Consider the following 14,244-nt stretch of genomic DNA (forward strand, 5'->3'; position numbering starts at 1 on the left):
GGACGGCCGTACCCCCGCCGTACGGCCCCGCCCGCGCCGGACCGCCCTGTCCCGCCGGACGGGGCCGGACGGGCCTCTGCCCACCGCCCGCCGCCCGGCCCGCCCGCACCCGGCACCCCACCGCCGCCCGTACCGCGACCCCGACCCGAGCAACCCGACCCGAGCAACCCGGCGCCCCGGCGGCCCGGGAAGGAGAGCACCCCGCGATGACCCCCAGCCCCGCCCGCACGACCACACCCCCGCTCGGCGCGCCGGCCCGCGCCCACCGGCCCCGGCCCCGGACCACCACCGCCGTCACCGGCATCGGCACCCTGGTCACCAACGACCCCTCGCTCGGCGCGGGCCCGCTGGGCCTGGTCCGGGACGCGGCGGTCGTCATCGAGGGCGGACACATCGCCTGGGTGGGCCCGTCGGACCGGGCGCCCGCCGCCGACAACCGGGTGGACGCCCAGGGCCGGGCGCTGCTCCCCGGCTTCGTGGACTCCCACTCCCACCTGGTGTTCGCGGGCGACCGCACCGAGGAGTTCAACGCCCGGATGTCCGGCCGCGCCTACTCCGCGGGCGGCATCCGCACCACCGTCGCCGCCACCCGCACCGCGTCCCGCAACGTGCTCTCGGACACCGTCGGCCGCCACGTCCGGGAGGCGTTCCGCCAGGGCACCACCACCATCGAGATCAAGTCGGGCTACGGGCTCACCGTCGACGACGAGGCGCGCTCCCTGGACATCGCCGCCGCGCACACCGACGAGGTCACCTATCTGGGCGCGCACATCGTCGCGCCGGAGTTCGCCGACCGCCCGGAGGACTACGTGGCCCTGGTCACCGGTCCGATGCTGGACGCCTGCGCGCCGCGCGCCCGGTGGATCGACGTCTTCTGCGAGCAGGGCGCGTTCGACGGCGACCAGGCCCGGACCATTCTGACCGCCGGAGCCGCCCGCGGCCTGGTGCCCCGGGTCCACGCCAACCAGCTCTCGTACGGGCCGGGGGTGCGACTGGCGGTGGAGCTGGGCGCCGCGTCGGCCGACCACTGCACCCACCTCACCGACGAGGACGTGGACGCGCTGGCGAACGGGACGACCGTCGCCACCCTGCTGCCGGGCGCGGAGTTCTCCACCCGCTCCCCGTACCCGGACGCCCGCCGGCTGCTGGACGCCGGGGTCACGGTCGCCCTCTCGCCGGACTGCAACCCGGGGTCGTCCTACACCAGTTCGATGCCGTTCTGCGTGGCGCTCGCGGTCCGCGAGATGGGGATGACCCCGGACGAGGCGGTGTGGGCGGCCACCGCCGGCGGCGCCGCCGCGCTGCGCCGCACCGACGTCGGCCGGGTCGCCCCCGGCGCCCGCGCCGACCTGACGCTCCTCGACGCCCCCTCACACGTCCACCTCGCCTACCGGCCGGGCGTCCCGCTGGTCGCGGCGGTGTGGAAGGACGGGGTGCTCGGCCACGGCACCGGCTGACCCCAGGGCCCGCGCCGCCCGGGCCGCGCGCCGGCCGGGCCGCGCGCGCCCCGGGACGTGCCCCGTACGCGCTCCGGGGGGCGAGCCCCGGCCCGCCCCGGCACGAACTTCTGACGAACCCGTACGCGCGCCCCGGACCTGAGGCCCCCGGCAGCCCCGGTACGCACCGAGGGCCCGCGCCGGAACGAACCGGGCGGGCCCTCGCGGGGGGCGGGACGGAGCGTTCACTCCTCGACCAGCAGCCCCTTGCGGAGCCGTACCAGCGTCCGGGAGAGCAGCCGGGAGACGTGCATCTGGGAGATGCCCAGCTCCTCACCGATCTCGGACTGCGTCATGTTCGCCACGAACCGCAGGGACAGGATCTTGCGGTCACGGGACGAGAGCTTGGCGATCAGCGGCTTGAGCGACTCGACGTACTCGATGCCTTCGAGGCTGTGGTCCTCGTAGCCGATGCGGTGCGCCAGGGCCCCCTCGCCGTCGTCCTCCTCCGGCTGGGCGTCCAGCGAGCTCGCGGTGTACGCGTTGCTCGCGGCCATGCCCTCGACGACCTCTTCGTGCGACAGTCCGAGCCGCTCGGCCAGTTCGCCGACGGTCGGCGCGCGGTCCAGCTGCTGGGCCAGCTCGTCCCCGGCCTTGGCCAGGTCGAGTCGCAGCTCCTGCAGTCGGCGCGGTACCCGCACCGACCAACTGGTGTCCCGGAAGAACCGCTTGATCTCGCCGATGATGGTCGGCATCGCGAAGGTGGGGAATTCCACGCCACGGCTGAGCTCGAAGCGGTCGATGGCCTTGATCAGACCGATGGTGCCCACCTGAATGATGTCCTCCATCGGTTCGCTGCGGGAGCGGAACCGGGAGGCGGCGAATTTCACCAGTGCGAGATTCAGTTCGACCAGGGTGTTACGGACGTACGCGTACTCGTGCGTCCCCTCCTCCAGCGCCTCCAGGCGCTCGAAGAGCGTTTTCGACAGTGCCCTCGCATCCACCGCGCCCACCTCGTCGTACGGCGGGATCTCGGGCAGGTCGTCCAGCGGTCCGGCCTGTCCGGGCAGGGTGGGTTCCTCGTGCGAGGGGATCGACGAGGCGAAGTCCTCCAGGGTGTAGGAGCGCGATTCGTCGAGCTGGGGTGACATGGTGTCTCCTCCAAAGTTCTCGGCATATGGCAGCCGAAGCCATAAGTCTTCCTGCGGTGAGCGGCGCCTCCAAAGCCGACTGGGTCGGGTGTGTGTTCACTACGCCTACAGGGATTCACCCGCCAATGGCAAGTCCAAGATGTCCGTATTTGGCGAAGTATAGGAATTGTTCGGCTACCGGAGACGGTGGCGAAGGCGTAGTGTTCGATGCGCGCAATCGACAACCACGAGACGCCAGAAGAGGTGCGCACATGGACCGTGGGATGGTCGGCAGCACGAGCAGAGGCCGACTCCAGGTCGACGTTCGGCACCATGGGGCGAGCGCGGTCGTGACCCCGGTGGGTGAGTTGGACCACCACACCGCGGAGGTGTTGCGGGAGCCGCTGGAGAAGAGTGTCGAGGAGGGGCGGGTCCGTCTGGTGGTGGACTGCTCCAAGCTCGACTTCTGCGACTCCACCGGACTCAACGTCCTGCTGGGCGCCCGCCTGAAGGCGGAGGCCGAGGGGGGCGGGGTCCATCTCGCCGGTATGCGTCCGGTCGTCGCCCGGGTCTTCGAGATCACCGGGGCGGAAGCGGTCTTCACCGTCCACGACTCCCTCGACGCCGCACTCGACGAAGGGCCGTGACGTATGTCACCGGTTGCTCCGGACGCGGGGCGCGGCCCCAAGTAGCGGGTGTCGCCGGGCCCCGGGCGGGCAGGAGACACCTGGACCGGTTTACATGGACCGGAACAAAAGAGTCATGTCCGACATTTCTGATCCCTGAATCGGTGAATCGGTGAGGTGAAGCGCTGATGAGCACCACGCGGCCGTACCCACCGGGCGACCTCGGCCCGGACTCGGACGGCGCCGCCGTTGGGCCGTCCGCGCCCTCGGCCGGCCAGTCCCGCCGACTCCGGCTCGCCGGGGCCGGGGCCGTGGTCCCCAGCGCCCGTGACTTCACACGGGAGGCGTTGCGCGAGTGGGGCTGGTTGCCGGCCGCCACCGCGGATCAGCGCGCCGCCGCCGAGGACGTGCTGCTCGTCGTGTCCGAACTGGTCACCAACGCCTGCCTGCACGCCGGCGGACCGGAGGAGCTGCGGGTCAGCTACCAGGGCAAGGTGCTCCGCCTGGAGGTCTCCGACCTCGGCGCGGGCACCCCGGCCCCCCGCACCCCGCACCGCGCCGGCCGCCCCGGCGGCCACGGCATGTTCATCGTGCAGCGCCTCTGTCTGGACTGGGGCGTGCTCCGCAGTGCCGACGGCACCGGCAAGACGGTCTGGGCCGAGCTGGCCGCACCCGCCTGACACCCGTCGCGCGCCCGCCGGCGGGGGCGCGCGTCCGCTGACGCGTGTCCCGTGCCGGCGCCCGTCCCGCGCTGGCGTGCGTTCCTGGTGCACGTCCCTGCCCGGGACCGTTCGCACCCGGCGCCCCTGTCCGGCGGGCCCCGCCCGGCCGGCGGCCCGCCTCGTGCCCGGCGCCCGGCTCCCGTCCCGTCCGTCACCGCTCGCGCGACGCGTTTCTTCGGCGTACGTCCCTCCCCGAGCCCGTGCGCGCCCGGGCGCCCGGTTCGCGGCGTGCGCCCCGGGGCGACGCCCGTACCCACCTGGCCGCGCCACTCGGGCGCGCCCGACACGCTGTGCACTGCTCCGGACCTCACGCCCGCGCCTCCGCGACCACGCACCATCACGCGGGCGGGGCCCCGGGCACCGGCCGCCGCCCCGTACGCCGTTGACCCGTCCCGATGCCCTGCCGGGCCCTCGCCGGTCCCCGGACCCGCCCCCGCCGGTATCTGGGCCTCCCGGGCGCCTCCCGGCCCCGGAGGCGCGGTGCCAGGCCCCCGCGCCCCCGGCCCGGCACGGTCCGGGGTCCTCCCGGCGGCCCGGCCCCCGACACCGACCCAGACCCCGAGGCGGCCCGGACTCCCGAGGCCGGCCCCGGCCACCCGCGAGCCCCGGCACCCGGCACCGGGCACCCGGCACGGCCCCCCCCGGGGAGGCGGGAACGCCGGAGGGCCCGGCGCGGTGTTCCGCGCCGGGCCCTCCGGTCGTGGCGACGGCGGTCCCGTCCCGTGCGGCGGCCGCCGCCGGGGACCGCCGCCACCTCAGTGGGCGTCGCCCAGGATCTCCACCATCTTCTTGCGGTACATCCACACCGCGAAGCCGGCCAGCACCGCCAGCGAGGCCTCCAGGGCGAGGATGCCCTGCCCGCTGAGGTCCACGCCCGCGATGGAGAGCAGACCGGTGGTGCAGTCACCCGCGGTGACGGCGAGGAACCACACGCCCATCATCTGGCTGGCGTACTTCGCCGGCGCCATCTTGGTGGTCACCGACAGGCCGACCGGGGAGAGGCACAGCTCACCGATGGTCTGGATCATGTAGATGGAGACCAGCCACATCGGGCTGACCTTGTCGCCGTTCTCGGCCATGCCCATCGGGATCACGAAGATGAAGAACGAGGCGCCGATGAGGAACAGGGCCATGGCGAACTTCACCGTGGTGTTGGGCTCACGGTTGCGCCGCGCCAGCGCCAGCCAGATCCAGGCGAAGACCGGGGCCAGGGCCATCACCCACAGCGGGTTGACCGACTGGAACCAGGACGCCGGGAAGTGGATGCCGAAGACGCTGTCCGCGGTCTTGGAGTCGGCGAACGCCGACATCGTCGAGCCGCCCTGGTCGTAGATCATCCAGAACATGGCGGCGGCCACGAAGAACCAGATGTACCCGGTCATCCGCTTCTGCTCGGCGGCCGACAGGTCCTTGTCCCGCTTGATGCGGACCAGCACACCGGTCGGGATCAGCAGACCCGCGATGGTGATCGGGACCAGCGCCCAGTTGAGGGTGAAGTGCCCGGAGACGCCCACCACGGTGTAGAAGACGACGGCGACGGCCAGCCAGAGCAGGCCCTTGCGCAGCCAGGAGTTGCGCTCCTCGACGGTCAGCGGCGTGGGGACCTGGCTGGAGCGCGGGGACAGGTGGCGGGTGCCGACCAGGAACTGGATCAGGCCCAGCGCCATGCCCGCGGCGGCCAGGGCGAAGCCCAGGTGCCAGTTGACCTGCTCACCGACGGTGCCGATGACCAGCGGGGCGGCGAAGGCACCGATGTTGATGCCCATGTAGAAGACCGTGAAGCCACCGTCGCGGCGCGGGTCGTCCGGCCCGTCGTAGAGGTGGCCGACCATCGTGGAGATGTTGGCCTTCAGCAGGCCGGAACCGAGCGCCACCAGCGCCAGGCCGACGAAGAACATCGCCTCGCCGGGCAGGGCCAGCGCCAGGTGACCGGTCATGATGATGCCCGCCGCCACGGCGACGGTCTTGCGCGGACCCCAGACCCGGTCACCGAACCAGCCGCCGGGCATGGCGAGCAGGTAGACCATGGCGAGGTAGACCGAGTAGATCGCGACCGCGTTGGTCTCGCTCATTCCCAGGCCGCCGCCCTGGCTGTTCTCGCCGGCGTCGGGGCCGCCGGAGATCAGGTACAGAACGAGCAGGGCCCTCATGCCGTAGAAGCTGAAGCGCTCCCACATCTCGGTCATGAAGAGAGTGGCCAGTCCGCGGGGGTGGCCGAAGAAGGTCTTGGTCGCGGCCTGGGGGTTGCCCCGGCCCGCGCCGTCCTTCGTCAGGCTGGACGCCATGGGTGATTCCTTCGATCGGTCGCTCTGCATCCACCCGGGGGTGGAATCAGCACGGCTCCTGGCACAAAGAAGACCTCCGGCGCGTCGTGCGAGCCAAAGGTCCCCGGGTAGTGCTACTACAGACGTGCCGTCACGATAAGCCACGCCATCAGCCGAATTGGGCCCCATGAGAGATACGTCACGGGTGTTCCCTGCAACTGTTCACGTTACGTGACTGGCGGAGTGCGCCCTCCGGGCGTATACCCGGCCGGACTACCATCACTCCATGACCCGAGTACTGCTCGCCGAGGATGACGCGTCCATTTCGGAGCCGCTCGCCCGCGCCCTGCGCCGCGAGGGGTACGAGGTCGAGGTGCGGGAGGACGGGCCCGGTGCGCTCGACACCGGCCTGCAGGGCGGTGTGGACCTGCTCGTGCTCGATCTGGGGCTGCCCGGCATGGACGGGCTGGAGGTCTGCCGCCGGCTCCGCAACGAGGGCCACGGCTTCCCCGTCCTGGTGCTCACCGCCCGCGCCGACGAGGTGGACACCGTGGTCGGGCTCGACGCCGGGGCCGACGACTACGTCACCAAGCCGTTCCGGCTCGCCGAGCTGCTCGCCCGGGTACGGGCCCTGCTGCGGCGCGGCGCGGTCGACCCCCAGCAGCAGCCGACCACCCACGGGGTGCGGATCGACGTGGAGTCGCACCGCGCCTGGATGGGCGACGAGGAGCTGCAGCTCACCGCGAAGGAGTTCGACCTGCTGCGGGTGCTGGTGCGGGACGCCGGGCGGGTGGTCACCCGCGACCAGCTGATGCGCGAGGTGTGGGACACCACCTGGTGGTCCTCCACCAAGACGCTCGACATGCACATCTCCTGGCTGCGCAAGAAGCTCGGCGACGACGCGGCCAACCCCCGCTACATCGCCACCGTCCGCGGCGTCGGCTTCCGGTTCGAGAAAAACTGACCCGGCCTGAGACGGTGGTGCCATGCGCCGTCGTCTGATCAATTCCACGCTCGCCGTGGTGCTCGTCGTCATCGCCGTCTTCGGGGTCTCCCTGGTGATCGTCGAGACCCGCACCATCGAGAACAGCGCCCAGGAGAGCGTGGAGTCCGACGCCGTCCGGCTGGTCAGCATCGTGGACGGCCGGCTGATCGGCGGCGAGGGCATCACCTCCGGCGTGCTCCGCGACCAGGTGGAGGAGGGCCGCTACGCGCGGATCGACATGCCCGGCGACAAACGGGTGGAGATCGGCGAGCGGCCCTCGGGCAGCGTGATCTCCGCCACCCGGGCCGGTGAACAGGGGGAGACGGTCACCGTCCAGGCGTCCCGCTCCACGGTGACCCGGGAGGTCGGCCGCACCCTGCTGATCATCCTCGCGGTCGCCCTGCTCGCGGTGCTGGCCGCGGTGCTCCTCGCGGTGCGCCAGGCCCGCCGGCTCTCCGCGCCGCTCACCGACCTCGCCGAGACCGCCGAGCGGCTGGGATCGGGGGACCCGCGGCCGCGCCACCGCCGCTACGGGGTGCCCGAGCTGGACCGGGTCGCCGATGTGCTGGACGCCAGCGCGGAGCGGATCGCCCGGATGCTCACCGCCGAGCGGCGGCTGGCCGCGGACGCCTCCCACCAGCTGCGCACCCCGCTGACCGCGCTCTCCATGCGGCTGGAGGAGATCACCCTCACCGACGACCTGGACACCGTGAAGGAGGAGGCCACGGTCGCGCTCACGCAGGTCGAGCGGCTCACCGACGTGGTGCAGCGGCTGCTGACCAACTCCCGCGACCCCCGGACCGGCTCCGCCGTCAGCTTCGACCTCGACGAGGTGGTCAAGCAGCAGATCGAGGAGTGGCGGCCGGCCTCCCGCAGCGAGGGCCGGGCCATCGTCCGCTCCGGCGCACCGGGGCTGCGGGCCGTCGGCACCCCGGGCGCGGTCGCCCAGGTGCTGGCCACCCTCATCGAGAACTCGCTGATGCACGGCGACGGCACGGTCGCCATCCGCACCCGGGTCACCGGCAACCAGGCGGTGGTGGAGGTCACCGACGAGGGGCCGGGGGTCCCGGCCGACCTGGGTTCCCGGGTCTTCGAGCGCACCGTCAGCGGCCGCAACTCCACCGGCCTGGGCCTGGCCGTCGCCCGGGACCTGGCGGAGGCCGACGGCGGACGCCTGGAGCTGCTCCAGCCGCACCCGCCGGTCTTCGCGCTGTTCCTCAGCCGGGCCGGGGACCCGCCGCCCGCCGACGCGGGGTGAACGCGGGGTGAACCAGGGGGCCCGCGTCGCCCCGCCGCGGGGCCGACGCGGGGAACCGGGCGTCCGCCGCCGGCCGGCTGGGGTGAGCCGGGTGTCCGCCGCCCCGCTGACGCGGTTCGAACCAGGGACCCGCCGCCGCCCGTGTCCCGCACCCGGCCCGAGGCCCGAGGTACGGCCCGCGTGCGGCCCGGCGGGTTACGTCCGGACGCGGGCGCGGAAGCCGGCGGGCCCCCGAGGGGCGCCGCCGGCCGGGCGCTACTGCTCGTCGGCCGCCCCGGCCGCGGCCGGGCGGTGGGCCGGCCGCGGCCCGGTGGCCAGCAGCGGGGCGGCGGGCTCGCGCCCGGCGGTGCCGCCCCCGGCGGGGCCCTCCTCCGGGACCGGCAGCGCCCGGAACACCCAGGACCGGTAGGACCAGAAGCGGAACAGGGTGGCGATGCCGATGCCGACGAACTTGAACACGTTGCTCTGGAGCTGGCTGTCCCACCCGAACCCGTACGTCGTGGTGAACAGCAGCCCGTTCTCGATCACCAGGCCCACGCCGCTGAACAGCAGGAACAGCGACATCTCCCGGGTCCGGCCGCTCTTGGCCCGGTCGCGGTAGGTGAAGTAGCGGAACCCCAGGTAGTTGAAGACGATGGCGACGGCCGTGGCCACGATGCCGGCCCGCACCATCGGCAGCTCGGTGGTGTGCCGCAGCAGGTTGAACACGCCCAGGTTGACCAGGACGCCCATGCCGCCGACCGCGCCGAACTTGGCCACCTCGCGGACGAGCTGCTCCACCTGTGCGCGCAGTGTGCGCCGTTCACTCATGGTGACGCTCAGCCCCGTCCATCGCTGGTGACAACTCGGACCATGCTAACCAGCCGCCCCGCCCGGTGCCCTGGCGACGCCGGAGCGGGGGGTGGCTCCCCGGCCCCCCGCCCCGCCCACCGTGCTGGAGGATCCTCCAAGGGCGGGCCCGGTGCCGGTTCGCCGGGCGTTTACTCTGGTGGGGTGACTTTCCCGGTAGTCGGCATGGTCGGCGGTGGCCAGCTCGCCCGTATGACCCACGAGGCAGGCATCCCGCTCGGCATCAGGTTCAAGCTGCTCAGCGACACCCCGCAGGATTCCGCGGCCCAGGTGGTGAACGACGTCGTCATCGGCGATTACCGCGACCTGGACACCCTTCGTGCGTTCGCACAAGGCTGTGACGTGATCACCTTCGATCACGAGCACGTGCCCACCGAGCACCTGCGTGCCCTGGAGGCCGACGGCATCGCGGTGCGTCCCGGCCCCGACGCGCTGGTGCACGCCCAGGACAAGGGCGTGATGCGGGCGAAGCTCTCCGAGATCGGGGTGCCCTGCCCGCGCCACCGCATCGTGCGCGACCCGGCGGACGTGGCCGCCTTCGCGGCCGAGGGCGTCCCGGGCGGCGCGGCGGAGCCCGGCGACGGCTTCCCGGTGGTACTCAAGACCGTCCGCGGCGGCTACGACGGCAAGGGCGTGTGGGTGGTGCACTCGGTCGAGGAGGCCGCCGCGCCGTTCCGCGCCGGGGTGCCGGTGCTCGCCGAGGAGAAGGTGGACTTCGCCCGCGAGCTCGCCGCCAACGTGGTCCGCTCCCCGCACGGCCAGGCGGTCGCCTACCCGGTGGTGGAGTCCATCCAGACCGGCGGGGTGTGCGACACCGTCATCGCCCCGGCGCCGGACCTCCCCGAGGAGCTGTCCGCCCGGGCGCAGCAGATGGCGCTGCGGATCGCCCAGGAGCTGGGGGTGATCGGCCACCTGGCGGTGGAGCTGTTCGAGACCCGCGACGGCCGCGTCCTCGTCAACGAGCTGGCGATGCGCCCGCACAACTCCGGCCACTGGACCCAGGACGGGGCCGTGACCTCCCAGTTCGCCAACCACGTCCGGGCGGTGCTGGACCTGCCGCTGGGCGACCCGCGGCCGCGGGCGAGGTGGACGGTGATGTGCAACGTGCTCGGCGGCGACTACCCGGACATGTACCAGGCGTACCTGCACTGCATGGCCCGCGATCCGCAATTGAAGATCCACATGTATGGCAAGGACGTGAAGCCGGGCCGTAAGGTCGGCCATGTCAACACCTACGGCGACGACCTGGCCGACGTCCGCGAACGCGCCCGGCACGCCGCCGACTACCTCAGAGGGACCATCACCGAATGAGTGCCGACGCGCGCAGCCCCCACCCGTCGCCCCGCCCGCAGCCCGTCGTCGGCATCGTCATGGGCTCCGACTCCGACTGGCCGGTCATGGAGGCCGCGGCCAAGGCGCTGGACGAGTTCGAGATCGCCTACGAGGTGGACGTGGTCTCGGCGCACCGGATGCCGCGCGAGATGGTCGCCTACGGCGAGGGCGCGGCCGGCCGCGGGCTGAAGGTGATCATCGCGGGCGCGGGCGGCGCCGCCCACCTGCCCGGCATGCTCGCCTCGGTCACCCCGCTGCCGGTGATCGGCGTCCCGGTCCCGCTGAAGTACCTCGACGGCATGGACTCGCTGCTGTCGATCGTGCAGATGCCCGCCGGGGTGCCGGTGGCCACCGTCTCGGTGGGCGGTGCCCGCAACGCCGGCCTGCTGGCCGCCCGCATCCTCGCCACGCACGACGCCGACCTGCTGGAGCGGATGCGGCACTTCCAGGACGAGCTGAACGAGCAGGCCACCGAGAAGGGCAAGCGGCTGCGCTCCAAGGTGGAGGGCGCCGGCCGGTTCGGCTTCTCCGGCTGAGCCCCGTCCCGCGACCCGACCGCCCCCGGCGCCGGCCCCGCCCGGCCGCGCCGGGGGCGGTGCCGTGCGCGGACGGCCCGGGGACGGCACTGTGCGGGGACGGTCCGGGGCGGTGCCGGGGACGGGGCTCCGGTACCCGGGCGGCGGCCCGCCGCCGGAGGGCCGCGGTGGGCGCGTGACTTCACCCGGGGCCCGTACGAGGATGGGCCGATGACCGATCTTCTCGCACAGGCGCACGCACTCCTCTCGGCCCACCCGGTGGTCGACGGCCACAACGACCTCCCGTGGGCCCTCAGGGAGCACGTCCGCTACGACCTCGACCGGCTCGACGTGGGCGCCGACCAGAGCGGGCGGCTCCACACCGACCTGCCCCGGCTGCGGGCCGGAGGGGTGGGCGCCCAGTTCTGGTCGGTCTACGTCCGCGCCGACATGGGCGGCGACGACGCGGTGAGCGCCACCCTGGAGCAGATCGACGTGGTCCGGCGGCTCACCGAGCGCCACCCGGAGCAGCTCCGGCCGGCCTTCACCGCCGACGACATGGAGGCCGCCCGCGCCGAGGGCCGGATCGCCTCGCTGATGGGCGCCGAGGGCGGGCACAGCATCAACTGCTCACTGGCGACCCTGCGCGCCCTGTACGAGCTGGGCGTGCGGTACATGACCCTGACCCACAACGACAACGTGCCCTGGGCCGACTCGGCCACCGACGAGCCCCGGGCCGGCGGGCTGACCCGCTTCGGCGAGGAGGTCGTCCGGGAGATGAACCGGCTGGGCATGCTGGTGGACCTGTCGCACGTCGCGGACGGCACCATGCGGGACGCGCTGCGGGTCTCCGCGGCGCCGGTGATCTTCTCGCACTCCTCGGCGCGCGCCGTCTGTGACCACCCGCGGAACATCCCGGACGACGTGCTGGCCCAGCTGCCCGCCAACGGCGGGGTGGCGATGGCCACCTTCGTGCCGAAGTTCGTCCTCCCCGAGGCGGTGGCCTGGACGCGGGCGGCGGACGAGAACATGCAGGCGCACGGGCTCCACCCGCTGGACACCACGGCGGAGGCGATGGCCGTCCACCGGGCGTTCGAGGAGGCCAACCCGCGCCCGCTCGCCACCGCCGCGACCGTCGCCGACCACCTCGACCACATGCGCGAGGTCGCCGGCATCGACCACGTCGGCGTCGGCGGCGACTACGACGGGACCGCCTTCACCCCGGCCGACCTCCCGGACGTCGCCGGCTACCCCCGGCTCGTCGCCGAGCTGCTGGACCGCAAGTGGTCCCCGGCCGACCTGGCCAAGCTCACCTGGAAGAACGCGGTGCGGGTGCTGCGCGACGCGGAGGCCGTGGCGCGCGACCTGCGGGCCACCACCGCGCCGTCCATCGCCACCATCGACCAGCTCGACGGCTGAGGCGCCCGCGCCGCGCCCGGGGCGCGGTGGCGGCCGGCCGCCACCGGCTGCCGCTCGCGCCCGTGGCCGGCCGCATGCGGCGGCCCCGGTCGGCGGCTGCCCGAGCCACCGCGGCCGGGGCCGCCGGCGTACGGACGTGCCGGATGAGCCGGATGAGCCGGTACGGCCCTGCCGGCTGCGCCGGGGACGGACCCGCCGGGCACGGCACCGGCGCCCCGCCGCTCGCATGCGGCCCCGCCCGCGGGCCGTCGCGTACGGCTCCGCCCGGGCCCGCCGCGGTCGGTCAGAAGCAGAGACAGAACGGGTGGCCCGCCGGATCGAGGTAGACCCGGAAGTCCCGCTTCCCCTCGTCGCCCTGCACCAGCTTCGCCCCGAGCGCCAGCACCTCGCGCTCGGCCTCCTCCAGCCGCTCCTGCTCCACGTCGAAGTCGAGGTGGAGCTGCTGGGAGTGCTCCTCGCTCGGCCACTGGGGCGGTACGTACCCCTCCGCCCGCTGGAACGCGAGCACCCGCCCGCGGCCACCGGGCCCGTGCACCTCGACCCAGTCCTCCCGCTCGCCCTCCACGGTGCCGCCGAGCACCGCGGCGTAGAACCCGGCGAGCTTCCGGGGCTCCGGGCAGTCCAGAACCGTCACGCCCAGGGTGGCGATGGCCATGTCTTCATTCCTTCCACGTCGCTGTTACCGGTACCCGATTCCAGCCGGTAACTCGTTACCTCATCATCCCCTCCTGCCGGTAACACAGCAACCGGCGATGCGGGAATGTACCGGGCATGTGCGGCGTCCGGGGCCCTCCGTGTCTCGTGGCGCGCGTACCCGGCCCCGCGTACCCGGCCGTGCGGAGATGAGTCCCGGCGATGCACCGGGCCGGTCCCGGGCGCACCGGCCGCGGGGCGCGCGGGGGAGGGCACGGGCCCCGTTCCGGCCGGGCGCACCGGCCGCGGGCCTCCGGGCGCCCGCGGCCAACGGCGGACGTGCGGCCGGATCCGCGGCGGTCGCCGGGGCGGGGGCTCCGGTAGCCTGGCCAAGGTGCAGCAACCCGGCCACCGGAGCCCCGCCCCCGCCCCCCTCACCCTGGTCCAGGACCTGGTGAACACCCTGGACGTGGAGTCCGGGCAGGACGCGCTGGCCACCGCGGACGGGCTCGAAGGGTTCCTCGCCGCGCAGGGGCTGGCCCGGCTCCGCCCGGGGCCGTCGGACCTCCCCGCCGTCCGGGAGCTGCGGGAGGCGCTGCGCGCGGTCTGCCTGGCGCACACCGGGACGGACGTGCCGCCGGAAACCACCGCCGTGCTGGACCGCCTGCTCGCCGGCGCCCCGCTGGTCCTGGCGATCGACGCCGCCGGGAACGCGTCACCGCGCCCGGCCGCCGGGCTGACCGGGGCCGCGGCCCTCACCGCCGAGATCGCCGCCGGGATCGCCACCGCCGTCGCCGACGGCACCTGGCCGAGGCTGAAGGCGTGCCTGGCCGACAACTGCCGCTGGGTCTACTACGACCGCAGCCCGGCCGGGCGCAGCCGCTGGTGCACCATGGCGGTCTGCGGCAGCCGCGCCAAGATGCGGGCCTACCGCGCCAACCGTGCCCGCCGGGGCGCCTGACGGCCGGCCCGCCCGGCGTCCCCGGCGTTTCCGGTCGCCCGGGCCGCCGCAGAACTCCCCCCGGGGCCGCCGGCCCGTCCGGGACGCTTCGGACCGCCGGGACCGACGTGCCCG

The 14,244-nt window shown here is 73.8% G+C and carries 13 protein-coding genes; 9 read left to right on the forward strand and 4 right to left on the reverse strand.

Annotated elements, in window-relative coordinates; translation table 11 throughout:
- Positions 1-206 precede the first annotated feature (206 nt).
- Positions 207-1,457 carry an imidazolonepropionase gene (gene hutI, locus IHE55_RS18365; RefSeq protein ID WP_197990012.1) on the forward strand — a complete coding sequence of 417 codons (1,251 nt, stop codon included), beginning with the start codon at positions 207-209 and terminating at the stop codon, positions 1,455-1,457.
- A 224-nt stretch (positions 1,458-1,681) separates the two neighbouring features.
- Here hutI and IHE55_RS18370 read toward each other — a convergent pair whose 3' ends face one another.
- Positions 1,682-2,587: an RNA polymerase sigma factor SigF gene (locus IHE55_RS18370; protein WP_197990013.1), complete on the reverse strand. Its 906-nt coding sequence runs from the start codon at positions 2,585-2,587 to the stop codon at positions 1,682-1,684.
- 251 nt (positions 2,588-2,838) lie between these two features.
- Between IHE55_RS18370 and IHE55_RS18375 the strand changes: the two genes are divergently transcribed.
- Together IHE55_RS18375 and IHE55_RS18380 are read left to right on the forward strand one after the other, a co-directional pair.
- Positions 2,839-3,213, forward strand: a complete 375-nt coding sequence (locus tag IHE55_RS18375) for an STAS domain-containing protein (RefSeq protein ID WP_197990014.1) — start codon at positions 2,839-2,841, stop codon at positions 3,211-3,213.
- A gap of 167 nt (positions 3,214-3,380) precedes the next feature.
- Positions 3,381-3,872: an ATP-binding protein gene (locus tag IHE55_RS18380; RefSeq protein ID WP_197990015.1), complete on the forward strand. Its 492-nt coding sequence runs from the start codon at positions 3,381-3,383 to the stop codon at positions 3,870-3,872.
- A 797-nt stretch (positions 3,873-4,669) separates the two neighbouring features.
- Here the strand turns inward: IHE55_RS18380 and IHE55_RS18385 are convergent.
- The gene (locus IHE55_RS18385) at positions 4,670-6,199 is read right to left on the reverse strand and encodes an oligopeptide:H+ symporter (protein WP_197990016.1); all 1,530 of its coding nucleotides are present in this window, start codon (positions 6,197-6,199) and stop codon (positions 4,670-4,672) included.
- Positions 6,200-6,464: 265 nt separating this feature from the next.
- Here IHE55_RS18385 and IHE55_RS18390 point away from each other — a divergent pair, with 265 nt between their 5' ends.
- A complete protein-coding gene (locus tag IHE55_RS18390; protein WP_197990017.1) occupies positions 6,465-7,142 on the forward strand; it encodes a response regulator transcription factor in 678 nt (225 codons plus the stop codon).
- A 22-nt stretch (positions 7,143-7,164) separates the two neighbouring features.
- The gene (locus IHE55_RS18395) at positions 7,165-8,421 is read left to right on the forward strand and encodes a sensor histidine kinase (protein ID WP_197990018.1); all 1,257 of its coding nucleotides are present in this window, start codon (positions 7,165-7,167) and stop codon (positions 8,419-8,421) included.
- 255 nt (positions 8,422-8,676) lie between these two features.
- On the opposite strand, the gene IHE55_RS18400 is transcribed toward IHE55_RS18395, so the two are convergent.
- Positions 8,677-9,231 (reverse strand): GtrA family protein, encoded by a 555-nt coding sequence (locus IHE55_RS18400; RefSeq protein WP_197990019.1) that lies wholly within the window; start codon positions 9,229-9,231, stop codon positions 8,677-8,679.
- Positions 9,232-9,414: 183 nt separating this feature from the next.
- On the opposite strand from IHE55_RS18400, the gene IHE55_RS18405 reads away from it, so the two are divergent.
- The 3 genes from IHE55_RS18405 to IHE55_RS18415 all read left to right on the forward strand — a co-directional run bounded on the left by IHE55_RS18405 (position 9,415) and on the right by IHE55_RS18415 (position 12,536).
- Positions 9,415-10,581 (forward strand): 5-(carboxyamino)imidazole ribonucleotide synthase, encoded by a 1,167-nt coding sequence (locus IHE55_RS18405; RefSeq protein ID WP_197990020.1) that lies wholly within the window; start codon positions 9,415-9,417, stop codon positions 10,579-10,581.
- Positions 10,578-11,138, forward strand: a complete 561-nt coding sequence (purE, locus tag IHE55_RS18410) for a 5-(carboxyamino)imidazole ribonucleotide mutase (protein WP_197990021.1) — start codon at positions 10,578-10,580, stop codon at positions 11,136-11,138. The genes IHE55_RS18405 and purE overlap by 4 nt, the downstream gene beginning before the upstream one ends.
- A gap of 210 nt (positions 11,139-11,348) precedes the next feature.
- Complete coding sequence (locus IHE55_RS18415) at positions 11,349-12,536, forward strand: dipeptidase (RefSeq protein ID WP_197990022.1); 1,188 nt, start codon at positions 11,349-11,351, stop codon at positions 12,534-12,536.
- A gap of 283 nt (positions 12,537-12,819) precedes the next feature.
- Here the strand turns inward: IHE55_RS18415 and IHE55_RS18420 are convergent, their stop codons facing one another.
- Positions 12,820-13,191, reverse strand: coding sequence for a VOC family protein (locus IHE55_RS18420; RefSeq protein ID WP_197990023.1), 372 nt, complete (start codon positions 13,189-13,191; stop codon positions 12,820-12,822).
- 372 nt (positions 13,192-13,563) lie between these two features.
- On the opposite strand from IHE55_RS18420, the gene IHE55_RS31470 reads away from it, so the two are divergent.
- Complete coding sequence (locus IHE55_RS31470; protein WP_307826728.1) at positions 13,564-14,130, forward strand: CGNR zinc finger domain-containing protein; 567 nt, start codon at positions 13,564-13,566, stop codon at positions 14,128-14,130.
- Positions 14,131-14,244 lie beyond the last annotated feature (114 nt).

Origin of the sequence: Streptomyces pactum (assembly GCF_016031615.1) — a bacterium.
Classification (GTDB): Bacteria; Actinomycetota; Actinomycetes; order Streptomycetales; family Streptomycetaceae; genus Streptomyces; species Streptomyces pactus.